Raw genomic sequence first — 25243 nt, forward strand, 5'->3', positions numbered from 1 at the left:
CGGAAGATGGCTACCACTAGCCGGGCGGAGCCGGACCAGCGGCAGGTGCAGCGGCGCACCGTGGCGCTCCTGGGATCCGCCCAGCTCCTTAGCGGAATCGGCACCGGCGCCACCGTTTCCATCGGGTCCCTGCTGGCCGTCGATCTGACCGGTTCCGAATCGTGGGCCGGTTCGGTTGCCACCATGATGACCCTCGCCGCCGCCCTGGCGGCGCTGCCCCTGGCCGCGCTTGCCGAACGCCGCGGCCGACGCGTGGGCCTGGCCACGGGCCTCGCGGCAGCCCTCGCCGGCGCCGTGCTGATCGTGGTGTCCGTGGTTTCGGGGATCTTCGCTTTCCTGGCTGTCGGCGCGGCAGGCATCGGCGTAGGCACGGCCGCCAACCTGCAGGCCCGGTTCGCCGCCGTCGACCTCGCCGACCCCGCACACCGCGGCCGTTCGCTGTCCGCCGTCGTGTGGGCCATCACCATCGGCGCAGTCGCCGGGCCCAACCTGATCCAGCCCGGCGCCGTGGTGGGCCAGGCCCTGGGCCTCCCGCCCATTGCCGGGCCGTTCGTGATCTCGGCGGCGGGACTGCTGCTGGCCACGGCGCTGCTGATCGTCGGGCTCCGCCCTGATCCGCTCCTCTTCGCCCGCCGGCTTGCGGCCCAGGGACAGACAGCGGCACCGGCAGCGGCGGCCGGAAGCGCCGCATACGGCGCGCCGGGCGCGGGCGCCGCAGCAGGTCCGCTGGCAGGGCCTCCGCCGCCCGGCGGGTCACTCGGGAGTTCACTCAGCAGGGGCCTGCGCGCCGTCCGGCAAGCGCCCGCCGCGATCCTGGCCCTGGCCGCCGTCGTCGGGGCCCACGCGGTGATGGTGGGGGTGATGTCCATGACGCCGCTCCACCTGCAGGCACTCGTCGCGGGCCCCGGCGGCGTCCACGGCAGCCACACAGCGGGAAACGATGCCCTCGTCATCATCGGCTTCACGATCTCGCTGCACATTGCGGGAATGTTTGCGCTCTCGCCGGCACTTGGCTGGCTTACGGACAAGGTGGGCAGGGTGCAGACCATCGCCCTGGGTCTCGGCACCATCGTGTCGGCCGTCCTGGTGGCCGGCTACGGGCAGGGTTCGGCCCGGGCCGTAGCCGCCGGCCTGGTGCTCCTCGGCGTGGGCTGGTCTGCTGCGACCATTGCCGGCTCAACCCTCCTGGCGGAAAGCGTGGACCAGGAGGAGCGCGTGGTGGTCCAGGGCGTCTCGGACATGCTGATGGGCGCGGCCGGCGCGGCCGGCGGGGCGGTGTCCGGTCTGATCCTCAGCTGGGCCGGGTACCTGGGCCTCAACCTGGCCGGCGGCGTGCTCGGCGCTGCGGTCCTGGCCGCCGCGGTCTTCGTCCTGGCTACCGGGCGGCTCCAGCCCGCCGCCGAGAGCCGGCCCGCGCAGGGCGCCGGCGGCGCTGGCTCAGCCCGGGACTGACCGGAGCTGCCGCGGCGGCTCAGCCCCGGACTGACCGGACCATGCCCAGGAGGCGGCCGAAGATCGCTTCGCCGTCGTCGGCAATGCCATCGTGGTGGAAGTCGCTGGATTCCCACGCCTGGAGCCCGCGCACCGCCGCTGCGGTCTCGAGGGATAGCCCGTGCTCCACGTAGATGTCCTCGTGATACACGGCGGCGGCGGCCGGCACGGTATTGGCAGCAAGCTGGGCGGAATCATAGAGCGGTTTCCAGTCAGCCTTGGCCGCCAGCAGTTCCGCCACGTCCTTGAGCGGGCGGAGCGCCGTGTCCTGCTCGAAGTACCACGGGTAGACCATTTCGCCGGTCAGCAGCACCTCGGGGGCTTCGGGACTGAACTCGGGGAACTCCTTCAGGACCCGCCAGGCCGCCCAGTCCGTCGCCGTGCCCTGGCCGTAGATGGATTCGTGCATCAGCGCGTAGAGGGGGTTGGTGGCGCGCGACACGAGCGAGCGGACCTGTTCAAGGAATGCATCCGACAGCCGTGCGCCGTGGGCGGTTTCCACGAAGGCGTCCTCGAGCAGGTTGTGCAGCCCGTCCACCCGGGTGTTCCCGCCGAGGTAGGAACCGACCATCTGGAACCTTTCCACCGTGAGGCGTTCGCCGCCGGGCAGGAACTCTTCCGTGCCGCGAAGGTGGGCCGCGATCCGGTTCACTGTCTCCCGGTCCTCCGGATACCAGCCGAAGTACTGGGCATTCCGGGACGCCACGCGCTTGAATGTCTCCCGGTAGACCCTGTCGGCGGGCCCGTCGAGCGGTGCCAGTCCCCCGGTGATCAGGACTTCCCTGAGCCCGGCCGGTGCGAACGACAGGTAGGTGAGGGCGCAGAATCCGCCGTAGCTCTGGCCATAGATGCTCCACGGCTCCGAGCCGAGCGCCTCGCGGATCAGCTCGGCGTCGGCCACGATCGAGTCGGCCCGGAAGTGTTCGAGGTAGCGTGCCTGGGCGGCGGCGTCCCCGCGCGCCGGCAGCGTGTTGCGGTCGACGGGGGAGGACAGCCCCGTGCCCCGCTGGTCCAGCATGAGAATCCGGAAATCCTTCGCGGCGGCCTTGCTCCAGCCGCCCAGGGCGGTGAACCGGTTGCCGCGGCCGCCGGGCCCGCCCTGCAGGTATAGGAGCCAGGGCAGCGCTGCCGCGGCGGCTTCGCTGTGCTCCGCGGACACGTATTCCCGGGCGAACACCGTGATGGTTTCCCCGGCCTCGGGGGCGTCCGGCGACGCAAAGTGGTCCAGGGGGACCGTGAAGTAGTGCTCGGCCGTGCGCATGCCCCGGAACTCGTGCCGGGCGCGGACGGTGTGGACGGCCGCTTCCACGGCTGCCTCAGCCACGGACGCCCGCCTCAGTGCGCGTTCCGAACGCGGTCAGCTCGGGGCCGGTGAGCCGGAACGTGGACCATTCCTCCATCGGGACCGCCCCCAGCTTCCGGTAGAAATTGATCGAGGGCTCGTTCCAGTCCAGTACGCTCCACTCAACGCGGGCATAACCGCGCTCGACGGCGGTCGCCGCCAGATGCTGCAGGAGCGCCTTTCCGTGGCCCTCGCCGCGCGCGTCCGGAGTGACGTAGAGGTCCTCCAGGTAGATGCCGTGGACACCTTCCCACGTCGAGTAGTTCAGGAACCACAGCGCGAAGCCCCGGAGCTCGCCGGCGTTGTTCTCGGCCATGGTGGCGAACACCCGCGGGTTCGCACCGAACAGCACGTCCGTGAGCATTTCCGGCGTGTTCCGGACGGCGTCCGGCTCCTTTTCATAGATGGCCAGTTCGTGGATCATCTGCAGGATTGCCGGGACGTCGGACGGAGTTGCGGGACGGATTACGCTCATGCTCCGAGCTTACTTGGTCGTTCCCGGGCAGAGCTGTCTCCGCCCCTCACGGCTCTGCCTGGTGCCTGCAGGGGGCAGTCGGTCAGAGCCTGTTGACGTCGGTCACCCGGACCACGGCGGTGCCGGATTCGTCCGACGCGGCAAGGTCAACCTCGGCCGAGATGCCCCAGTCGTGGTTGCCCGCGGGGTCTTCAAAGATCTGGCGCACCTTCCACACGTCGGGGCCCTCGGTGATCATCAGCAGTCCCGGCCCGCGGGCGTCGGGCCCGGTGCCGATGTCGTCGTGTTCGTCGAAGTAGTCATCGAGCACGTCCTCCCAGCGGTCCGCGTCCCAGCCGGCATCGCCGTCGAGCCCGCCCAGCGCGGCGGCGTCCTCGTCCGCGAAGAGCTCCACGCGCCGGAACATCTCGTTCCGAACCATGACGCGGAAGGCGCGGATGTTCGACGTCAGCGACGGAGGCGGGGGAGGCGGGGCGTCGTGCGGCGTCGGTGCGGCCCCGGACGTCAGTTCCTCCCACTCGTCCAGCAGGCTGGAATCGACCTGGCGCACCAGTTCGCCGAGCCAGGCGATGAGGTCCTCGAGGTCTTCGCGGAGGGCATCCTGCGGAACGGTCTGCCGCAGGGCCTTGAAGCCGTCGGCGAGGTAGCGCAGCACGATGCCTTCGGAGCGGGCAAGGCCGTAGAACTGGACGAATTCGCCGAAGTTCATGGCCCGTTCGTACATGTCCCGGATGATCGACTTCGGGGCCAGCTCGAAGTCGCCCACCCACGGGGCTGCCTTGCGGTAGACCTCGAAGGCCTCGCCCAGGATTTCGCCCAGCGGCTGCGGGTAGGTGACTTCGTCAAGCATGGCCATGCGCTGCTCGTACTCGATGCCGTCGGCCTTCATCGCGGCGATGGCTTCGCCCCGGGCCTTCTTCTGCTGGGCGGAGAGGATCTGCCGCGGCTTCTCCAGCGTCGCTTCGATCACCGAGACCACGTCAAGGGCGTACGACGGCGACTCCGGGTCCAGGAGTTCCAGGGCGGCCAAGGCAAACGGCGAGAGCGGCTGGTTCAGTGCAAAGTTCGCCTGCAGGTGCACGGTGAGCCGCACGGTGCGCCCGTCATGTTCCTGCTCGGCAGCCGGGATGCGTTCCACCACTTCGGCGGCAAGCAGCTCGCGGTAGATGGACAGCGCCTTCTTCATGAGCCGGAGCTGGGAAGACCGCTGTTCATGGTTCTCGGTGAGCAGGCGGCGGGCGGCGGCAAAGGGGTCCCCGGGCCGTTCCATCAGGTTCATGAGCATCGCGTGGGTCACCGTGAAGCTTGATGTGAGCGGCTCCGGGACGGACTCCACAAGCCGGTTGTACGTGGGCTCTCCCCAGGAGACGAATCCCTCCGGCGGCCTCTTCTTGACCACCTGGCGCAGTTTTTTCTGGTCGTCGCCGAACTTGGCGGTGGCCTTGGCCATCGCCTTGGCGTTCTCCACCACATGGTCGGGTGCCTGGACCACCACGGTTCCCGCGGTGTCGTAGCCGGCGCGGCCGGCCCTTCCGGCGATCTGATGGAATTCGCGGGAATTCAGCAGGCGGGTGCGCACGCCGTCGTACTTGCTCAGTGCGGTGAGCAGGACGGTCCGGATGGGAACGTTGATTCCCACGCCCAGGGTGTCAGTGCCGCAAATGACCTTCAGGAGGCCCGCCTGGGCGAGCTGCTCAACGAGCCGGCGGTACTTCGGCAGCATGCCGGCGTGGTGAACGCCGATCCCGTGCCGGACCAGGCGGTTCAGCGTCTTGCCGAACCCGGCGGCGAAACGGAAATTCGCGATCAGCTCGGCGATCTTGTCCTTCTCCTCGCGGCTGCAGACGTTGATGCTCATCAGGGTCTGGGCACGCTCGATGGCTTCGGCCTGGCTGAAGTGCACCACGTAGACCGGGACCTGTTTCGTAGACAGCAGCTCCTCGAGCGTCTCGTGCACGGGGGTCTGGTGGTAGTAGTAGTGCAGCGGGATGGGCCGTTCCGCGGAGCTGACCGTCGTGGTGGGCCGGCCGGTGAGTTCGGTCATCCCCGCCTCGAAGCGGCTGACGTCTCCGAGCGTCGCGGACATCAGCAGGAACTGGGCCTGGGGCAGTTCCAGCAGCGGAACCTGCCACGCCCAGCCGCGCTGCGGATCGGAATAGAAGTGGAATTCGTCCATGATGACCGCGCCGAGATCCGCCGCGGCTCCTTCGCGCAGCGCGATGTTGGCGAGGATCTCCGCCGTGCAGCAGATGATCGGCGCGTCCTGGTTCACGCCGGAGTCGCCGGTGATCATCCCCACGTTCTCGGCGCCGAAGATATCGCACAGGGCAAAGAATTTCTCCGAGACCAGGGCCTTGATGGGCGCGGTGTAGTAGCTCCGTTCCCCGCGGGCCATGGCCTGGAAATGGGCGGCGATGGCCACGAGTGATTTGCCCGAACCCGTGGGTGTCGCCAGGATCACGTTGGCGCCGGAAGCGAGTTCCATGATGGCTTCGTCCTGGGCGGCATAGAGCGCAAGCCCCCGGCTTTCCGTCCACTCCACGAACCGCATGTACAGCGTGTCCGGGTCGTTGCCTGTTCCCGTGGTGATCCGTGCGGCCGGGGCGGGGAGCTGTTCAACGAGTTTCATTGCTTTCCAGCTTAGTGCCAGCGCCTCGGGCGCGTGCGTTCTGACCGGTGCCGCATTAGGCTCGCAATATCCGAGCCCTTGGCGCAGGGCCGGCCGCCCGTGCCGCGCCAAGGTACCCTTTCCGACCAACCGGAGGCCATGTGCAGTGGGATCCCGCCAAATACGTCCAGTTTGGTGACTATCGTCAGCGCCCGTTCTTTGACCTGACCGGCCGCATCGAGGCCGCCGCGCCGCGGGAGGTCGTTGACTTGGGATGCGGCCCCGGCAACCTGACGGCCACGCTCGCCGCGCGCTGGCCCGGCGCCCGTGTCATCGGCCTGGACTCCTCCGCGGACATGCTCGCCAAGGCCACTGCATACGCGGAGGCCGCGCCCGGACTCGAATACCGCCTCGGCGACATCGCCACGTGGGCGCCGTCCCCGGAGACCGACGTCGTTGTCAGCAACGCCGCGCTGCAGTGGGTCCCGGGGCACCAGGAGATGCTCTCCCGGTGGCTGAAGGAGCTGACGCCGGGGGCGTGGTTCGCGCTGCAGGTGCCGGGCAACTTCACCTCCGCGTCCCACGTCCTGATGCGGGAGCTCGCGGAGTCCGGCACCTGGGCTGCCAAGCTCGGCGGCCGCCTGCGCCACGATGACGCCGTGGCCGCCCCTGCCCGCTACCTCGAGATCATGCTCGACGCCGGATGCGCTGCCGACGCCTGGGAGACCACCTACCAGCAGGTGCTTGCCGGTGAAAACGCCGTCCTGGAATGGGTGCGGGGCGCAGGCCTCCGGCCGGTTCTGGATGCCCTTTCGCCAAGCGACGCGGCGGCGTTTGAAGCCGAATACGCGGCGCGCCTCGCCGAGGCCTACCCGGCGTCCGGATACGGGACTGTCTATCCGTTCCGCCGGATCTTCGCAGTGGCGTGCAAGCTGTGAGAGGGCCTTCCCAGCAGGCCTTGTAGCCGGGCCGGCGGCGCGGGCCCGTCCGGCGGCGCGGGCCCGTCCGGCGGCCCGCGCCACACCCCGAGCCACACCTGAGCCACCTCCGGATCGATGTGATGTGGCTTACAATGACGGAGCGGCTATGGGGGCGGTCAAGAAGGCTCCGGGTCGGTCCTATCGATGGAGGAGGTGCGGTGCTTTTTGGCCTGATGATCCGACTCCTCGGAGAGCACCGGGCCGCAGTCTGGACCATCATTGTGCTGCAGGTGGTGCAGACGGCCGGGAACCTGCTGCTCCCCACGCTGAACGCCAGCATCATTGACGACGGCATCCTCGCACGCCAGCCTGACGTGATCATCCGCCTCGGCGGCTGGATGATGGCCCTGACCGCCGTCCAGGCCGGCGCCGCCCTGGGTGCCGGCTACCTTGGCGCCGTTGTGGCCATGAGGATCGGGCACCGGCTGAGGCGGGAGCTGTTCGGCAGGGTCCAGGACATGTCGTCCCAGGAAGTCGGCTCCTTTGGCGCCCCGAGCCTCGTGACCCGGGCCACGAATGATGTCCAGCAGATCCAGACCTTCGCGGTGCTGGTCTTCACCATGCTGGCCGCTGCCCCCGTCATGGGCATCGGAGGAATCGTCCTGGCGATCCAGCAGGACGCCACCCTGGCCGGCGTCGTCATTGCCATTGTTCCGCTCCTGGTGCTCATCATGTACGTCATAGTCCGCCGCCTCATTCCGCTGTACCGGCAAGGCCAGGCCCTGATCGACGGCATCACCAGGATTCTGCGTGAACAGATCATTGGGGCCAACGTCATCAGGGCGTTCGTCAGGCAGCGGCACGAGGCATCCCGCTTCGCCGAGGCCAACCGAAAGCTGACCGGCAACAATCTCCAGTCGGCGCTCCTGGTGGCAGGCATGCTTCCCATCATCATGATTGTGGTGAACCTGTCCTCGGTGGCTGTGGTCTGGTTCGGCGGCCACCTCATTCAAAGCGGCCAGATGCAGGTGGGCGCCCTTACCGCCTTCATCGCCTACATCCTGCAGATCCTGCTCGCCATCATGATGGCGATGTATGTGTTCATGACCGCACCCCGCGCGGCCGTCTGCGCCGAACGCATCCAGGAAGTGCTCGACGTCGTTCCGTCGCCTCCCGTCCGCGGGCATGCGGGGCGGCACGCCGCCGCCGCAGGCCCGCCATCACCGCACTCTCCGGCTGTCGGGAACGTCGGCACCGGGAGCCGATTCGGCGGACACGCCGCCGGCGGAACCGTGCCCCAGGGAACCGTGGAATTCCGTCGCGTCTCCTTCGCCTATCCGGGGGCCGAGTCGGCCGTGCTGGCCGACATCTCCTTCACCGCCCGCCCCGGCACCACCACGGCCATCATCGGCGCGACCGGCAGCGGCAAAACCACGCTGCTGAACCTCCTGCCCCGGTTCCTGGAAGCCACGGACGGAGAGGTGCGGTTTGGCGGACGGGACGTCCGGGACGTGGCCGCCGACCACCTGCGGGCCCGGATGGCCGTTGTGCCGCAGAACTCCTACCTTTTTTCGGGCACCGTCGCCGGGAACCTCAGGATGGCGGCACCCGACGCCACGGACGACGACCTGTGGCGGGTGCTGCGGATGGCGCAGGCGGACGACTTTGTCAGCAGCCTCCCGGGCGGGCTGTATGCCGCCGTCGTCCAGGGCGGGGCGGGACTGTCCGGCGGCCAGCGGCAGCGGCTGTGCATTGCCCGCGCGGCGCTGCGGAAGGCGGAGCTCTTCCTGTTCGATGACAGTTTCTCGGCGCTGGACTACGCCACCGAGGCTGCCGTCCGGTATGCCCTGGTGCCTGCCCTGGAGGCGGCCACCGTGATCATCGTCGCCGAGCGGATCCCCACCATCATGCACGCCAGCCAGATCCTCGTCCTGAACGACGGCCGGCTGGTGGCCCGGGGTACCCATGCGGAGCTTCTCAGCACCTCGCCGGCCTACCGGGAGATTGCCGGGCTGCAGCTGGCTTTGGACGAGCAGCCATGAGGGGTGCGCACCTCGCCGAGAGAAAAGGGGGCACCTTCCTTCCGGCGGCCAAGCGACTGGTCGGGCTGCTGCGCCCTGTCCGGGGCCGGATGGTCATAGCCGTTGCCTCCACATGTGGATTCGCGGCGCTGAACGTGGCGGCACCCAAACTTCTGGGCGACGCAACGGACGTCGTCGTCGAGCCACTGGTGGGCGGCACGTTCGACGAGGGACGGCTGGCAGGGCTGCTGCTGGTGGTGGCGCTCATGTACCTCGGCACGTCACTCTTCAACTGGATTCAGGGAGCCCTGACCGCCACCGCGGTGCAGCGGCTGGTGTTCGGGCTCCGCTCCGCCGTCGAGGAAAAGCTCCACCGGCTGCCGTCGGCGCATTTCCAGGAGCAGACCAGGGGGGATGTGCTCAGCCGGGCCACCAACGACGTCGACAACATCTCGCAGGCCCTCAACCAGCTGCTGACACAGCTCATCATGTCCGTACTGATGCTGTGCGGCTCGCTGGCCATGATGCTCTGGATCTCCCCGCTGCTCGCTGCCATCGCCCTCCTGTCGGTTCCGGTCTCCACCCTCATCACGGTGTGGATCGCACGCCAGTCGCAGGTCTACTTCACGGCCCAGTGGGCGTCCACCGGCGATCTCAACGCGCACATCGAGGAATTCGTCACCGGCCATGAAGTGATCAAGGCCTTTGGACAGCAGGAAGAGGCGGCCGCAATCTTCGGGCGCAGCAATGACCGGCTGGCCCGCACCAGCGAACGCGCCCAGTATGTGTCCGGGGCCGTCCAGCCGCTCATGGTGTTCGTGGCAAACCTCAACTACGTGGCCGTCGCGGTGGTGGGGGCCCTCCAGGTGGCGGCGGGGGCCATGACCATTGGCGGCATCCAGGCGTTCATCCAGTTCAGCAGGCTGTTCACGCAGCCCATGGGCCAGATCGGCGGGATGCTGACGCTGATGCAGTCCTGCGCTGCCTCGGCGGAACGCGTGTTTTCCCTGCTGGACGCAGCCGAGATCCCGCGAGAGGATCCGGCGCAGCTCCGGCCGCAGGACCTCCGCGGCCGGATCGAGTTCGAGGACGTGACGTTTGGCTACACTCCGGAGGTCGAGGCGGTCAGCGGGCTGTCCTTCTCGGTCCGTCCGGGCGAAACCGTCGCCATCGTGGGACACACGGGAGCCGGCAAGACCACCGTGGTGAATCTGCTCATGCGCTTCTACGAGCTGGATTCGGGCCGCATCACCATTGACGGCACGGACATCGCCTCCGTGCCGCTGGATTCGCTGCGCTCCAACTTCGGCGTGGTGCTGCAGGATGTCTGGCTGTTCAGCGGCACCATCAGCGAGAACATCGAGTACGGCGCGCCGGGGGCCAGCGACGACGAGATTGTGTCCGCGGCCGAGGCCACCCACGTTGACCACTTTGTCCGTTCCCTGCCGGCCGGATATTCCACCGTGCTGGGAAACGACGGCGACTCCCTGAGCCAGGGGCAGCGGCAGCTCATCAGCATCGCCCGTGCGCAGCTGGCGGGCCGCAGCGTCCTGATCCTGGACGAAGCCACGAGCTCCGTGGACACCAGGACGGAAGTGCAGATCAGGCTGGCGATGAGCAGGCTCCGGCAGGGCAGGACCAGCTTCGTTATTGCCCACCGTTTGTCCACAGTGCGTGACGCTGATCTAATCTTGGTCATGGATCACGGACGCATCGTTGAACAGGGAACCCACCGCAGCCTGCTGTCCGTGGACGGACACTACCGGCGCCTCTACAACGCCCAGTTCCGCGGTGTTGACGTGGAAGAGCCGGGCCTGTGAGCCCCGGGGACGCCTTCCCGGGGCAGTGGAAGCCCAACCACGGCAGCTCCGTGGCGCTCTACGAGCAGCTGCGGCTGCACATCATCGAACAGGCCGACCAGGGAAAGATTGCCCCCGGAACCCGGCTGCCCGCCGTCAGGAACCTGGCCGGGGTCCTCGGCGTGGCCCCGCACACGGTCGCCAGGGCCTACAAGGAGCTCGAGGCTGCCGGGGTGGTGGCCACCAAGGGCAGGAACGGCACCGTGGTGTGCGCCCGCGACGAACGGTGGGGCGTGTTGTCGGAGGCCGCCGCGGAATATGCCGCCGCAGCCAAATCCCAAGGCGCCACGTTCGCCGAGGCTGTCCACCTGCTGGCGGCGGCCTACGACGCAGGATAGCGGAGCCGCATGGATATTCGAAGAAGTTTTCGATTAGCATTAGTCCGTGCCTAAAGCCGTAGCTGAAGAAACAGCCCTTGATGCCCACTCCGCCGTCGTGCCGCTGAACCACCCCAAACCGGCGCGCCCGGATCTCTCCCGTCTGGTCGTCAAGGGCGCGCGCGAACACAACCTGCGCAACGTCGACCTCGATCTTCCCCGCGACGCCATGATCGTCTTCACCGGACTGTCCGGGTCGGGCAAGTCGTCCCTCGCCTTTGACACCATCTTCGCCGAGGGCCAGCGCCGCTACGTCGAGTCCCTCTCGGCCTATGCCCGGCAGTTCCTGGGCCAGGTGGACAAGCCCGACGTCGACTTCATTGAAGGCCTCTCGCCGGCGGTCTCGATCGACCAGAAGTCCACGAGCAAGAACCCGCGCTCAACGGTCGGCACCATCACGGAAATCTACGACTACATGCGGCTCCTGTGGGCACGCGTGGGCCGCCCGTACTGCCCTGTCTGCGGCGAGCCGGTCATCAAGCAGACACCGCAGCAGATTGTGGACCAGCTGCTGGAACTCGAGGACGGAACACGCTTCCAGATCCTCGCGCCCGTGGTGCGCGGCCGCAAGGGTGAATTCGTGGACCTCTTCAAGGAGCTGACCGCGAAGGGCTACTCGCGCGCCCGGGTGGACGGCGAACTCATCCAGCTCAGCGAGCCCCCCAAGCTTGGCAAGCAGTTCAAGCACACCATCGAGGTGGTGGTGGACCGGCTGGTGGTCAAGGAAGGCATCAGCCAGCGTCTGACGGACTCCATCGAAACGGCCCTCGGCCTTGCCGAAGGGCGCGTGCTGGCCGAATTCGTGGACCTGGACGCCGATGATCCCGGCCGCCTGCGTGCGTTCTCCGAGAACCTTGCCTGCCCCAATGAACATCCGCTGGCCATCGATGAAATCGAACCGAGGTCGTTCTCGTTCAACAACCCCTTCGGCGCCTGCTCCGCCTGCAGCGGCATTGGCACCAAGCTCGAGGTTGACGAGGAACTCATCGTCCCCAATCCGGAGCTCTCGCTGGCTGAAGGTGCCATCGCCCCGTGGTCGCTCGGCACAGCCACCACGGAATACTGGAACCGGCTCCTCGACGGACTGGCCAAGGAACTTGGCTTCTCCATGGTCACGCCGTGGGAAGAGCTGACGGACGACGTCCGCCAGACCGTCCTCCACGGCAAAGACCACAAGGTCGTGGTCCAGTACCGCAACAGGTTTGGCCGGGAGCGCAAGTACAGCACCGGCTTCGAGGGTGCCATCCAGTATGTCCACCGCAAGCACGGCGAAACCGATTCCGACTGGGCCCGCGACCGCTACGAGGAATACATGCGGCAGGTACCCTGCCCCGCCTGCAACGGGGCACGCCTGAACCCGGCGTCGCTGTCGGTCCTCATCAACGGCAAGTCGATCGCGGAGGTCGCGGCGCTGCCCATGCGGGACTGTGCCGAGTTCCTCAACAACCTTGTGCTGACCGGACGCGAGGCGCAGATCGCCCACCAGGTCCTCAAGGAAATCCAGGCCCGTCTGACGTTCCTTCTGGACGTCGGCCTGGAATACCTGAACCTGGAGCGCCCGTCGGCCACCCTGTCCGGCGGTGAGGCGCAGCGCATCCGGCTCGCCACCCAGATCGGTTCCGGCCTCGTGGGCGTCCTCTACGTCCTCGATGAGCCCTCCATCGGCCTGCACCAGCGGGACAACCGCCGGCTCATCGAGACCCTCACCCGGTTGCGGGACATGGGCAACACGCTCATTGTTGTCGAGCACGACGAAGACACCATCCACGAAGCCGACTGGATCGTGGACATCGGGCCGGGGGCCGGGGAGCACGGCGGCCAGGTGGTCCATTCCGGTTCCTACAAGGCCCTCCTCGAGAACACGGAATCGCTCACGGGTGACTACCTGTCGGGCCGCAAGAAGATCGAGATCCCCAAAAAGCGCCGCAAATACGACAAGAAGCGTGAGCTTAAAGTCGTCGGCGCACGCGAAAATAATCTCATCAACGTCGACGCCGCCTTCCCGCTTGGGCTGTTCACGGCGGTGACCGGGGTCAGCGGCTCCGGCAAGTCGACCCTGGTCAACGAGATCCTGTACAAGGTCCTGGCCAACAAGCTCAACGGCGCCAAGCAGGTGGCGGGGCGGCACCGCACGGTCCAGGGGCTCGAGCACCTGGACAAGGTGGTCCATGTGGACCAGAGCCCGATCGGACGCACGCCTCGCTCCAACCCGGCCACCTACACCGGAGTGTTCGACAACATCCGCAAGCTTTTCGCGGAAACCACCGAGGCCAAGGTCCGCGGTTATCTGCCGGGCCGCTTCTCCTTCAACGTCAAGGGCGGGCGGTGTGAGGCTTGTTCCGGTGACGGCACGCTGAAGATCGAGATGAACTTCCTGCCCGACGTCTATGTCCCCTGCGAGGTGTGCCACGGCGCGCGGTACAACCGCGAGACCCTCGAGGTGCACTACAAGGGCAAGACCATCGCGGACGTGCTGAACATGCCCATCGAGGAGGGTGCAGAGTTCTTCGCAGCATTCTCGCCGATCGCCCGCCACCTGAACACGCTAGTGGACGTCGGCCTCGGGTACGTCCGCCTGGGCCAGCCCGCCACCACGCTGTCCGGCGGCGAAGCCCAGCGCGTCAAGCTTGCCGCCGAGCTCCAGAAGCGCTCGAACGGGCGCAGCGTCTACGTGCTTGATGAACCGACCACGGGACTGCACTTCGAGGACATCCGCAAGCTGCTGATGGTGCTGCAGGGCCTGGTGGACAAGGGCAACACCGTGATCACCATCGAACACAACCTGGACGTCATCAAGAGCGCGGACTGGATCGTGGACCTCGGTCCCGACGGCGGTTCCGGCGGCGGGCGGATCGTAGCGTCCGGCACGCCGGAGCAGCTTGCCAAGTCAAAGGAGAGCCACACGGCCGCGTTCCTGGCCGAAATTCTGGCGTAGGAGCCGCGGGGGTCCGGTCTGCAGCACGGCGCGGCGGGCGGGGCCCATCGGCCGCGCTGAAGTATTCCGCGGACGGCATGTGAGTTTGTGCAGGGGTGCTGTCGTGAGAAACTAAGCCGGTGACTTCAACAATAGTGCCCGTGATCTTCGACCTGGACGGCACTCTTGTCGATCCGGCCGGCGGGATAACAGACGGAATTGCGTCGGCCCTCACGGAACTGGGACTGCCCGTCCCGGGCCTGGACGTCCTGAACGCGATGATCGGGCCCAAGCTGAGCGACTCGCTGCTGAACATCGCGGGGGTTCCGGCGGCCCGGTTGGCGGACGCGGTCCGGATCTACCGGCGGCACTACCTTGAAAGCGGCATAGCGCAGAGCCGCCTGTATCCTGGCATTGTTGAGCTCCTCGACGGCTACGTCGCCGCTGGCCGTCCTGTCGCGGTGGCCACGCAGAAGCCGGAAAACCTGGCAAACCTCGTCCTTGAACACCACAGGATTGCCGACCGGTTCCTCTTCATCAGGGGCTCCGCGGCGGACGAGACCGCAGCTGCCGCAGGTCCCGTCGGGAAGACAGAGATCATCGCGGCCGCACTGGCGGATCTCCGCACCCAGCACGCCATCATGGTGGGGGACAGGGCCCAGGACGTGGCGGGGGCCTTCGCCAACGGTATCGACTGCATCGGCGTCAGCTGGGGCTTCGCGCCCGACGGCGAGCTGGAAGAAGCGGGCGCCGTCGCGGTGGTCCATGACACCCTGACCCTGCGCAGCAAAATCGAGGAGCTGGAAGCAGTCCGGGCTGCAGCACTGAGCGAGGTGCGCAACGATGGAGCTGTTTGACGGAATCCGCTGGACCACGCGCGGGCTCATCTCGGGAACGTGCCGGCCCACGGTCATCGGACTCGAGAACGTCCCCAAGGAGGGCCCGTTCATCGTGGCCCCCAACCACCTCTCGTTTCTTGACAGCGTGATCGTGCAGGCCCTCATGCCCCGCCCTGTCGCCTTCTTCGCCAAAGCGGAATACTTCACCACCAAGGGCGTCAAGGGACGCGTCATGAAGTCCTTCTTCGAAGCGGTGGGATCGATTCCGGTGGAACGCGGCGAGCAGGCAGCCAGCGTGCAGGCGCTGAAGACCCTCCTGGACATCCTGGAGAACGGAAGGGGAATCGGAATCTACCCCGAGGGCACCCGATCCCGCGACGGCATCCTCTACCGGGGCCGGACCGGCGTCGGCTGGCTGGCCCTGACCACCGGCGCGCCGGTGATCCCGGTGGGGCTGATCGGCACCGAGAAGCTGCAGCCCGCGGGCCGCAACGCGGTCAAGCCGCAGCACTTCACCATGAAAGTCGGCGAGGCGCTCTACTTCGACAAGACCGGGCCGGACCACTCGCTGCCGGCGCGCCGCCAGGTGACCGACCGCATCATGGACGCCATCGCCGAACTCAGCGGGCAGGAACGCTCCACCAGCTACAACCAGAGCAAAACCGTCGAGTAGAACCATGGCCGGCGCCCCGGGCATGGCATTTTGCCGGCCGCCGGCTCAGTAGACTGGAACCGTGGCAGATCCAACGAGTTACCGGCCCCAGACGGGTGAAATTCCGACCAATCCGGGCGTCTACAGGTTCAGGGATCCCCACGGGCGGGTCATCTACGTCGGCAAGGCCAAGAACCTCCGCTCGCGCCTGAACACGTACTTCGCGAACCCCGCCGGCCTGCTGCCCAAAACGCACGCAATGGTGCACGCGGCCAGCAGCGTCGAGTGGACGGTGGTGGGCAGCGAGCTGGAATCCCTGCAGCTGGAATACACCTGGATCAAGGAATTCAAACCGCGGTTCAACGTGGTCTTCCGGGATGACAAGACGTATCCGTACCTGGCCGTCACCATGGGGGAGAAGCTCCCGCGGGTGCAGGTCATGCGGGGCGAGCGGAAGAAAGGCACCCGCTACTTCGGCCCCTACACGGCCGGCGCCATCCGGGAAACCATGGACACCCTGCTCCGGGTATTTCCCGTGCGCAGCTGCAGTGCCGGCGTGCTGAAGCGTGCCCAGGCCAGCGGCCGGCCATGCCTGCTGGGCTACATCGACAAGTGCTCGGCCCCGTGCGTCGGGCGCGTCACCCCCGAGGAACACCGGGCCCTGGCCGAGGACTTCTGCGCCTTCATGGGCGGCGAGGCCAAGCGGTTCATCAGCCGACTGGAAAAGGACATGGCGGCGGCCGTGGCGGAACTGGACTACGAACGGGCCGCCAGGGTCCGCGACGACATCGCGGCCCTCCGCAAGGTCTTCGAGAGGAACGCCGTGGTGCTGGCCGAGGACACGGACGCCGACGTCTTCGCGCTGCACGAGGACGAACTCGAAGCGGCGGTCCAGGTTTTCCATGTCCGTGGCGGCCGTGTCAAAGGCCAACGCGGGTGGGTGGTCGAAAAAGTGGAGGACGCCACCACACCGGACCTGGTCGAGCACCTGCTCCAGCAGGTCTACGGCGAAGACGCCGAGACCCAGGGGCGGCTTCCCCGGGAGGTGCTGGTGCCGGTCGAGCCCAGCAACGCCCACGACCTGGCCGTGTGGCTGGGCGGTCTCCGCGGGGCAAAAGTCGACATCCGGGTTCCGCAGCGCGGCGACAAAGCCGCCCTGATGTCCACCGTCCGGGAGAACGCCGAACACGCGCTCCGGCTCCACAAGACACGGCGCGCGGGCGACCTCACGGTGAGGTCCCAGGCGCTGCAGGAACTCCAGGAAGCACTGGAGCTGCCGGTCCCGCTGCTGCGCATCGAATGCTACGACGTCTCCCATGTCCAGGGGACCAACGTGGTGGCGTCGATGGTGGTGGTGGAAGACGGGCTGCCCAAGAAATCCGACTACCGGAAGTTCTCCATTACCGGAGCGGCGGCAACCGATGACACCGCCGCCATGCACGACGTCCTGACCCGGCGCTTCCGGCACTATCTGATGGACAAGACCGCGCAGGTGGAAGCCTCCCAGCTGGAATCCCCGGAGCCGGTCCCCGGGGCAGAGGCGGCCGGTCCCGGAAGCGGTCCTGCGGACGCCAGTATCGCGGACACCACCACCGCCGCTCCGCGGTCAAAATTCGCCTACCCGCCCAACCTCGTGGTGGTGGACGGCGGCAAGCCGCAGGTCAATGCCGCCGCCCGCGCCCTGGCCGAACTGGGGGTCGACGACGTCTACGTCGTTGGCCTGGCCAAACGGCTGGAAGAGGTGTGGCTGCCGGACAGCGACTTCCCGGTCATCCTGCCCCGCTCCTCCCAGGGCCTGTACATGCTGCAGCGCATCCGCGACGAGGCCCACCGCTTCGCCATCTCGTTTCACCGGCAGAAGCGCGGCAAGGCCATGACGGTCTCCGCCCTGGACAGCGTGCCCGGGCTCGGCGAGTCCAAGCGCAAGGCGCTCCTGGCCCAGTTCGGCTCGGTCCGGAAAATCAAGGCGGCCACCGCCGAGGAACTCATGACGGCCAAGGGTGTGGGCCCGGCGCTGGCAGCGGCCATCGTTTCCCATTTCACTGCGGGCGGAGCCGGCGGCGAGGCGAACGATGCGATGCCGGCCATCAACATGACCACCGGAGAAGTCCTCGAAACTTAGCTAGCGTCCTGAATGTTAGCTAGGGTAAGTACGGAATCCGACGTGTCCTGAAGTGTGCGCAGCACACGGGCAACGGCACACAAGAAGCAACGGCAGGAATGGGGCTGGATTTAATGGCAGAGTCGACGGCGGGATCCGGCGCGGACGAGGACGGCCTGACGCCCGTCAAGCCCGTCGAAGCGGAACTGCTCGTGGTGACGGGAATGTCCGGTGCCGGCCGCAGCACCGCATCGGATGCCCTCGAGGACCACGGCTGGTACGTCGTGGAAAACCTGCCGCCGCAGATGCTGGGCACCCTCGCAGAGCTGGTGTCCCACGCCCCGCAGTCCATTCCCAGGCTCGCCGTCGTCATGGACGTGCGGAGCAAGGCGTTGTTCGCGGACATCCGCGCCGCCCTCGGCGCCCTCGCCGCGAGCGGCGTCACGTTCCGGGTGCTGTTCCTCGACGCGAGCGACGACGTCCTGGTCCGCCGCTTTGAACAGGGGAGGCGCCCGCACCCGCTTCAGGGCGGCGGCCGGATCCTGGACGGCATAGCCGCGGAGCGCGAACTCCTGACGGAACTGCGGGATTCAGCCGACCTCGTGCTGGACACAACATCGCTCAACGTGCACGGGCTCGCCACCGCGGTCACGGAACTCTTCTCGGAAACGGGTCCGGTGGCCCTCCGGCTCAACGTCATGAGCTTCGGCTTCAAATACGGCCTGCCCGTGGACGCGAACTACGTCGCGGACGTCCGGTTCATTCCCAACCCGCACTGGGTGCCCAAGCTGCGGCCGCACACCGGCCTGGACCAGGACGTGAGCGACTACGTCCTCAAGGCCGAGGGCGTGCCAAGTTTCGTCGAGCGCTACGTTCTTGCCCTGGAGCCGGTCCTGGACGGGTACCGGCGGGAGAACAAGCACTACGCCACCATCGCCGTGGGCTGCACCGGCGGAAAGCACCGCTCGGTGGCTGTCGCCGTCGAGCTGTCCAAGAAGCTAGCGCAATATCCGCGCGTTACGGTGACCACGACGCACCGGGATCTGGGCCGCGAGTAATGGGCATGCTCACCGGCCCGCTGCCGCTGGTTCCACCGGCCGGCCTGGCCGGCTCCCAACAGGCCAAGGGCCCCTCCGTGGTGGCCCTCGGCGGAGGCCACGGCCTCTCGGCGTCGCTGTCGGCACTTCGGCTGCTGACCTCCGAACTGACGGCGATTGTCACAGTTGCGGACGACGGCGGATCCTCCGGCCGCCTCCGCCAGGAGTACGGTGTCCTTCCCCCGGGCGATCTGCGTATGGCGCTCTCCGCGCTGTGCGACGACACCGACTGGGGCCGCACCTGGCGCGACGTCATGCAGCACCGGTTCCAGTCGCCGCGCGGCAGCGGCTCGCTGGACGACCACGCCATGGGAAACCTGCTCATTGTCACGCTCTGGGAGCTCCTCGGTGATGCGGTGGCCGGGCTGAAGTGGGCCGGGGCCCTGCTGGGAGCCCGCGGCCAGGTCCTGCCCATGTCCACGGTGCCGCTGACGATCGAGGGCGACGTGCGCGTCGCTGCCCCCGACGGCAGCAGCACGCTCACCACCATCAGGGGCCAGGCGCGGTGCGCGGTGGCCGGCTCGCTCGAGAGCGTCCGCCTGCTTCCGGACCATGCGCCGGCATGCGTGGAAGCGCTGACCGCCATTGAACTCGCCGACTGGGTGGTGCTGGGTCCGGGCTCCTGGTACACGTCAGTGCTCCCGCACCTGTTGCTGCCTGAAATGAGGCAGGCCCTGTGTGACACTCCGGCCAAGCGGTGCCTCACCATGAACCTCGCCATGGACACCAAGGAAACGTCGGGGATGTCCGCAGCCGACCACCTGCACGTGCTGCGGGATTACGCGCCGGAATTCAGCGCGGACGTCGTGCTGGCGGATCCCGCCTCGGTTTCGGATCTGCGCGAATTTGAGAAGGCTGCCGGGATGATCGGAGCCGAGGTTGTCTTGGGTAAAGTAGGGGCTTCGGGTCGGCGTCCGGTCCACGACCCCCTGCGGCTGGCTACGGCTTACCAGGATATTTTTGGGAACAGTTAGGAAGGTGCCATGGCACTGACAGCATCAGTCAAGGAAGAACTGTCCCGCCTGGACATAAAGAAGTCATCGGTCCGGAAGGCTGAAGTGTCGGCCATGCTCCGCTTCGCCGGCGGGCTGCACATCATTTCGGGGCGGATTGTCATCGAGGCCGAAGTGGACCTGGCCTCCACGGCGCGGAGGCTCCGGGCTGCGATCGCCGAAGTCTACGGACACCAGAGCGAAATCATCGTCGTGTCCGGCAGCGGGCTTCGCCGCGGGAACCGCTATGTGGTGCGCGTGGTCCGGGACGGCGAGGCATTGGCGCGGCAGACCGGCCTCCTCGACGCCCGCGGCCGCCCGGTGCGCGGCCTGCCCTCAGTGGTGGTCAACGGTTCTGCCGCCGACGCCGAGGCCGTGTGGCGCGGCGCCTTCCTGGCGCACGGGTCACTGACCGAACCCGGCAGGTCCTCGTCCATGGAGGTCACGTGCCCCGGACCGGAATCTGCGCTGGCCCTCGTCGGCGCGGCGAGGCGGCTCGGTATTCAGGCCAAGGCCCGCGAGGTCAGGGGAGTGGACCGCGTGGTGATCCGCGACGGCGACACCATCGCTGCGCTGCTCACCAGGATGGGCGCCCACGACGCCCTCATGGTCTGGGAGGAACGCCGCATGCGGAAGGAAGTCCGTGCCACCGCCAACCGGCTCGCGAACTTCGACGACGCCAACCTGCGCCGTTCCGCGCAGGCGGCCGTGGCGGCAGGAGCCCGGGTCGACCGCGCTCTGGAAATCCTCGGCGACGACGTCCCGGAGCACCTGAAGTACGCCGGCGAGCTCAGGGTGGCCCACAAGCAGGCAAGCCTCGACGAGCTCGGCCGGCTCGCCGATCCGCCCATGACCAAGGACGCCATCGCCGGCCGCATCCGGCGCCTGCTGGCCATGGCGGACAAACGCGCCACTGACCTCGGCATTCCCGGCACGGACGCCAATGTGACGCCGGAAATGCTGGACGAGTAAGTGCGCCCCTAGAATCAAGACCAGGTGGCGGAAATACCTTGGACGGCCCGGGAGTTACGGGTCGTGGAGGGTGGCCCGCAAGGGACCCGCCACCGCAGACTTCCGGGTGACCCGTCATCCGGATGCACAATCCGAGAGTTACCGAACCGGACAAACTGTCCACGACATTGGAGGATTTTGTGACCGAGTACGTTCTGCCCGAACTCAGCTACGACTACGCAGCGCTGGAGCCCCACATCTCAGCGAGGATCATGGAGCTGCACCACAGCAAGCACCACGCTGCCTATGTGGCTGGCGCCAACAACGCGCTGTCCCAGCTCGCCGAGGCCCGCGACAAGGGCGACTTCGCCAACATCAACCGGCTTTCCAAGGACCTGGCCTTCCACACCGGCGGCCACATCAACCACTCCGTGTTCTGGAACAACCTTTCCCCGGACGGCGGCGACAAGCCGGAAGGCGAGCTGGCTGCCGCCATCGACGACGCCTTCGGCTCCTTCGACGCCTTCCGTGCCCAGTTCTCCGCGGCCGCCCTCGGCCTGCAGGGTTCCGGCTGGGGCTTCCTCGCCTACGAACCCATCGGCGGAAACCTGGTCATCGAACAGCTCTATGACCAGCAGGGCAACGTCGCGCTGGGCACCACCCCGCTGCTGATGCTCGACATGTGGGAGCACGCCTTCTACCTCGACTACGTCAACGTCAAGGCTGACTACGTCAAAGCGTTCTGGAACATCGTCAACTGGGCCGACGTCGCCCAGCGCTTTGCCGGAGCCCGCGCGAACGCCACCGGCCTCATCACGCTCTAGCAGTGTGATGCGGCGTACATGCGCCAGTAACAATCTTCACATTCGGCTTCTTTAGGGCCGAATTGTGGACGGTCCGCCCCCGCACTTGCGGGGGCGGACCTTCTTAAACGTAAGATGGATCACGGAAGGCGGTTAGCCTTCAGCAATGTGGCTGGTCGCCCTCCGATCTGGTAATCATCTCTGCCCAATGGCGTGCGGGATCTGTTAGTTGGCTTGAACGCCCGCTCAACTAGTTGTGCTTCACAAGCACCAAGGAGACTGAAAAAGTGACCACCCGTATTGGTATTAACGGCTTTGGCCGCATCGGCCGTAACTACTTCCGCGCAGCGCTTGCACAGGGTGCGGACCTTGAAATCGTTGCCGTCAACGACCTCACCAGCCCCGAGGCACTGGCCCACCTGCTGAAGTACGACTCCGTCGGCGGCCGCCTGAAGGAAACCGTTGAGGTCAAAGAAGGCAACCTGGTCGTCAACGGCAACGCCATCAAGGTCCTTGCCGAGCGCGATCCGGCCAACCTGCCCTGGGGCGAGCTCGGCGTGGACATCGTCATCGAGTCCACCGGCTTCTTCACCAAGGCCGCTGCTGCCAAGAAGCACATCGAAGCTGGCGCCAAGAAGGTTCTGATCTCCGCCCCGGCCTCCGACGAGGACATCACCATCGTGATGGGTGTGAACCACGAACTGTACGACCCCGCAGCTCACCACATCATCTCCAACGCGTCCTGCACAACCAACTGCCTCGGCCCCCTGGCCAAGGTCATCAACGACGAGTTCGGCATCGAGCGCGGCCTCATGACCACCATCCACGCCTACACGGCCGACCAGAACCTGCAGGACGGCCCGCACAACGACCTCCGCCGTGCCCGCGCCGCCGCAATCAACATGGTTCCCACCTCCACCGGTGCTGCCAAGGCAATCGGCCTGGTGCTCCCGGAACTCAAGGGCAAGCTCGACGGCTACGCCATCCGCGTCCCGGTCCCCACCGGCTCCGCTACGGACCTCACCGTCACGGTTTCCCGCGAGACCACGGTCGAGGAAGTCAACGCCGCGCTGAAGAAGGCTGCCGATTCGGACGAGCTCCAGGGCATCCTGACCTACACCGACGCGCCCATCGTCTCCTCGGACATCGTCGGCGACCCCGCTTCGTCAATCTTTGACTCCGGTTTGACCAAGGTCATCGGCAACCAGGTCAAGGTTGTTTCCTGGTATGACAACGAATGGGGCTACTCCAACCGACTGGTGGACCTCACGGAGCTCGTCGCAGCAAAGCTGGGCTAGGGTTAGCTTCATGACATTTCACACCCTCAACGAACTGATCGCTGAAGGTGTCCGCGGGCGGTACATTCTGGTCAGAAGTGACCTGAATGTGCCGCTCGACGGCTCTACAGTGACTGACGACGGCCGCATCAAGGCCTCACTGCCGGTCCTGGGAAAGCTCACGGACGCCGGTGCCCGCGTGCTGGTAACAGCCCACCTGGGCCGCCCCAAGGGCGCCCCGGAAGACAAGTATTCGCTCCAGCCGGCCGTCACGCGCCTGGCCGAGCTGGCCTCCTTCCCGGTGTCCCTCGCACAGGACACTGTCGGACCGTCAGCCAAGGAGCTCTCCACGTCGTTGCAGGACGGCCAAGTGCTGGTGCTCGAAAACGTACGCTTCGACGCCCGCGAGACCAGCAAGGACGACGCAGAGCGCGGCGCCTTTGCCGATGAACTGGTGGCCCTGACCGGGGAAAACGGCGCCTACGTAGATGACGCTTTCGGTGCCGTGCACCGCAAGCACGCCAGCGTGTACGACGTCGCCACCCGGCTTCCGTCGTACCAGGGCGACCTCGTCCACACGGAGGTGGAGGTGCTGCGCAAGCTGACGGCAGACACCCAGCGCCCGTACGTCGTGGTGCTCGGCGGCTCAAAGGTTTCCGACAAGCTCGCTGTCATCAACAACCTGATCGGCAAGGCGGACACCATCCTCGTGGGCGGCGGCATGCTGTTCACCTTTCTCGCAGCCGAGGGCCACAAAGTGGCCGGCAGCCTGCTGGAAGAGGACCAGATCCCCGTGGTTCAGGACTACCTGAAGCGTGCTGCTGACGCAGGCACGGAATTCGTGGTGCCCACCGACGTTGTGGTGGCAGCGAGATTCGCCGCCGACGCGGACCACGAGACCGTTCGTGCAGAGGCCATCGAAAGCAGCCGGTTCGGTGCGCAGGGCATCGGCCTGGACATCGGCCCGGAGTCCGCGCAGGCATTCGCCGAGCGGATCAAAGGCGCCAAGACGGTGTTCTGGAACGGGCCCATGGGCGTGTTCGAATTCGAGGCCTTCTCGGCCGGCACCCGTGCCGTGGCCCAGGGCCTGACGGAGACGGACGCATTCACCGTGGTGGGCGGCGGAGACTCGGCCGCGGCCGTCCGCACCCTCGGCTTCTCCGATGACCAGTTCGGGCACATTTCCACCGGCGGCGGCGCCAGCCTGGAATACCTCGAAGGCAAGGACCTCCCGGGCCTCACCGTCCTGGACCGCTAGAAGCACACACCAGCCGGCACGGCGCCTTCTTCCGCACGACGGAAGGCGCCTGCCGGCTGTTTCACATGACAAGCACATTTGACCTGCACTTTTTGGAGAACACGTGACAACGTCAACTAACGGCACCTTTGACCGCACCCCTCTCATTGCGGGCAACTGGAAGATGAACATGGACCACGTCCAGGGCATCACCCTCCTGCAGAAGCTGGCCTGGACCCTGTCCGACGCCAAGCACGACTACAGCCGCGTGGAAGCCGTGGTCTTCCCGCCCTTCACCGACCTCCGCGGCGTCCAGACCCTGGTCCAGGGCGACGAACTCGACATCTCGTATGGCGGGCAGGACCTGTCCGAGTTCGACTCCGGCGCGTACACCGGCGACATTTCGGGGCAGTTCCTGAACAAGCTCGGGTGCAAGTACGTGCTGGTGGGGCACAGCGAACGGCGCACCATCCACAACGAGTCCGACGACGTCCTCAACGCCAAGGTCAAGGCCGCCTACCGCCACGGCATCACCCCCGTGCTGTGCGTCGGCGAGGGCCTGGAAATCCGGCAGGCCGGCACCCACGTCCAGCACACCCTGAACCAGCTCCGCGCCGACGTGGAAGGCCTCAGCGCAGAACAGGCTGCTGAACTCGTGGTCGCCTACGAGCCCGTGTGGGCCATCGGAACCGGTGAAGTTGCCGGTCCGGAGGACGCCCAGGAAATGTGCGCCGCCATCCGCGCCGAGCTCACGGAGCTCTTCGGCACGGACGTCGCCGCCAGGGCGCGCCTGCTGTACGGCGGATCCGTCAAGGCCAGCAACGCCGCAGCCATCCTCCAGGAACGCGACGTCGACGGCGTGCTCGTGGGCGGCGCCAGCCTCGACCCGGCCGAGTTTGCTAATATTGTCAGGTTCGAGAGTCACCTTGTGACGGGCTAGTCCGGACACTGGCAAGACTCCCGTATTTCCTACCCTTCGAAAGGCCGTCGTGGACGTTCTTCATGTCATTCTGCAGATCCTCCTGGGCATCACCAGCCTGCTGCTGACGCTGCTCATCCTGCTCCACAAGGGACGTGGCGGCGGTCTGTCAGACATGTTCGGCGGCGGAATGAGCTCGGGCCTGAGCTCTTCGGGTGTCGCCGAGCGCAACCTGAACAGGTTCACCATCATCCTTGGCATCACCTGGGGCGCTGTGATCATCGCGCTTGGGCTGCTGATGCGGTTCACGGGTGTGGCTGACTCCTAAGTAGCTGACTCTTAGCAGCGAAGGCCCGGGCGGGTCCGGA

20 protein-coding genes are annotated in these 25243 nt (G+C 66.9%); 17 read left to right on the top strand and 3 right to left on the bottom strand.

The genetic code is table 11. The features are described 5' to 3' along the window. The first annotated feature begins 6 nt into the window (after positions 1-6). Positions 7-1452 carry an MFS transporter gene (locus tag ABFP37_RS06410; protein WP_347033056.1) on the top strand — a complete coding sequence of 482 codons (1446 nt, stop codon included), beginning with the start codon at positions 7-9 and terminating at the stop codon, positions 1450-1452. A 19-nt stretch (positions 1453-1471) separates the two neighbouring features. Here the strand turns inward: ABFP37_RS06410 and ABFP37_RS06415 are convergent, their stop codons facing one another. From ABFP37_RS06415 to ABFP37_RS06425, 3 genes are all read right to left on the bottom strand, one after another. Further along, complete coding sequence (locus ABFP37_RS06415; RefSeq protein WP_347033057.1) at positions 1472-2815, bottom strand: alpha/beta fold hydrolase; 1344 nt, start codon at positions 2813-2815, stop codon at positions 1472-1474. After that, positions 2808-3308 carry a GNAT family N-acetyltransferase gene (locus ABFP37_RS06420; RefSeq protein WP_078029349.1) on the bottom strand — a complete coding sequence of 167 codons (501 nt, stop codon included), beginning with the start codon at positions 3306-3308 and terminating at the stop codon, positions 2808-2810. Before ABFP37_RS06420 ends, ABFP37_RS06415 begins: the two co-directional genes overlap by 8 nt. A gap of 82 nt (positions 3309-3390) precedes the next feature. After that, entirely contained in the window at positions 3391-5937 is a 2547-nt protein-coding gene (locus tag ABFP37_RS06425; RefSeq protein ID WP_078029350.1) for a DEAD/DEAH box helicase, read from the bottom strand. A 140-nt stretch (positions 5938-6077) separates the two neighbouring features. Here ABFP37_RS06425 and ABFP37_RS06430 point away from each other — a divergent pair, with 140 nt between their 5' ends. From ABFP37_RS06430 to secG, 16 genes are all read left to right on the top strand, one after another. Further along, positions 6078-6854, top strand: coding sequence for a trans-aconitate 2-methyltransferase (locus ABFP37_RS06430; protein WP_078029351.1), 777 nt, complete (start codon positions 6078-6080; stop codon positions 6852-6854). Between the two features lie 200 nt (positions 6855-7054). Then, a complete protein-coding gene (locus ABFP37_RS06435; protein WP_347033058.1) occupies positions 7055-8878 on the top strand; it encodes an ABC transporter ATP-binding protein in 1824 nt (607 codons plus the stop codon). Next, a complete protein-coding gene (locus ABFP37_RS06440; RefSeq protein WP_347033059.1) occupies positions 8875-10677 on the top strand; it encodes an ABC transporter ATP-binding protein in 1803 nt (600 codons plus the stop codon). Before ABFP37_RS06435 ends, ABFP37_RS06440 begins: the two co-directional genes overlap by 4 nt. Then, positions 10674-11054, top strand: coding sequence for a GntR family transcriptional regulator (locus ABFP37_RS06445; protein WP_078029354.1), 381 nt, complete (start codon positions 10674-10676; stop codon positions 11052-11054). Before ABFP37_RS06440 ends, ABFP37_RS06445 begins: the two co-directional genes overlap by 4 nt. Before the next feature lie 97 nt (positions 11055-11151). Next, complete coding sequence (uvrA, locus tag ABFP37_RS06450; RefSeq protein WP_347033116.1) at positions 11152-14028, top strand: excinuclease ABC subunit UvrA; 2877 nt, start codon at positions 11152-11154, stop codon at positions 14026-14028. 119 nt (positions 14029-14147) lie between these two features. Beyond that, complete coding sequence (locus ABFP37_RS06455) at positions 14148-14864, top strand: HAD hydrolase-like protein (RefSeq protein WP_078029356.1); 717 nt, start codon at positions 14148-14150, stop codon at positions 14862-14864. Beyond that, positions 14851-15519: a lysophospholipid acyltransferase family protein gene (locus tag ABFP37_RS06460; protein ID WP_078029357.1), complete on the top strand. Its 669-nt coding sequence runs from the start codon at positions 14851-14853 to the stop codon at positions 15517-15519. Before ABFP37_RS06455 ends, ABFP37_RS06460 begins: the two co-directional genes overlap by 14 nt. Before the next feature lie 61 nt (positions 15520-15580). Beyond that, a complete protein-coding gene (uvrC, locus tag ABFP37_RS06465; protein WP_347033060.1) occupies positions 15581-17620 on the top strand; it encodes an excinuclease ABC subunit UvrC in 2040 nt (679 codons plus the stop codon). Positions 17621-17733: 113 nt separating this feature from the next. Continuing rightward, complete coding sequence (gene rapZ, locus ABFP37_RS06470) at positions 17734-18657, top strand: RNase adapter RapZ (RefSeq protein WP_078029359.1); 924 nt, start codon at positions 17734-17736, stop codon at positions 18655-18657. Beyond that, positions 18657-19670, top strand: coding sequence for a uridine diphosphate-N-acetylglucosamine-binding protein YvcK (gene yvcK / locus ABFP37_RS06475; RefSeq protein ID WP_078029360.1), 1014 nt, complete (start codon positions 18657-18659; stop codon positions 19668-19670). The genes rapZ and yvcK overlap by 1 nt, the downstream gene beginning before the upstream one ends. A gap of 9 nt (positions 19671-19679) precedes the next feature. Beyond that, positions 19680-20660 (top strand): DNA-binding protein WhiA, encoded by a 981-nt coding sequence (gene whiA / locus ABFP37_RS06480; protein WP_078029361.1) that lies wholly within the window; start codon positions 19680-19682, stop codon positions 20658-20660. A gap of 179 nt (positions 20661-20839) precedes the next feature. Continuing rightward, the gene (locus ABFP37_RS06485) at positions 20840-21463 is read left to right on the top strand and encodes a superoxide dismutase (protein ID WP_078029362.1); all 624 of its coding nucleotides are present in this window, start codon (positions 20840-20842) and stop codon (positions 21461-21463) included. A 266-nt stretch (positions 21464-21729) separates the two neighbouring features. Beyond that, positions 21730-22740: a type I glyceraldehyde-3-phosphate dehydrogenase gene (gap, locus tag ABFP37_RS06490; RefSeq protein WP_347033061.1), complete on the top strand. Its 1011-nt coding sequence runs from the start codon at positions 21730-21732 to the stop codon at positions 22738-22740. Between the two features lie 10 nt (positions 22741-22750). Continuing rightward, entirely contained in the window at positions 22751-23977 is a 1227-nt protein-coding gene (locus tag ABFP37_RS06495) for a phosphoglycerate kinase (RefSeq protein WP_347033062.1), read from the top strand. Between the two features lie 103 nt (positions 23978-24080). Next, positions 24081-24896 (top strand): triose-phosphate isomerase, encoded by an 816-nt coding sequence (tpiA, locus tag ABFP37_RS06500; protein WP_347033063.1) that lies wholly within the window; start codon positions 24081-24083, stop codon positions 24894-24896. A 49-nt stretch (positions 24897-24945) separates the two neighbouring features. Continuing rightward, positions 24946-25203, top strand: coding sequence for a preprotein translocase subunit SecG (secG, locus tag ABFP37_RS06505; RefSeq protein WP_056627064.1), 258 nt, complete (start codon positions 24946-24948; stop codon positions 25201-25203). Positions 25204-25243 lie beyond the last annotated feature (40 nt).

Source organism: Burkholderia sp. RS01, assembly GCF_039748055.1.
GTDB lineage: Bacteria > Actinomycetota > Actinomycetes > Actinomycetales > Micrococcaceae > Arthrobacter.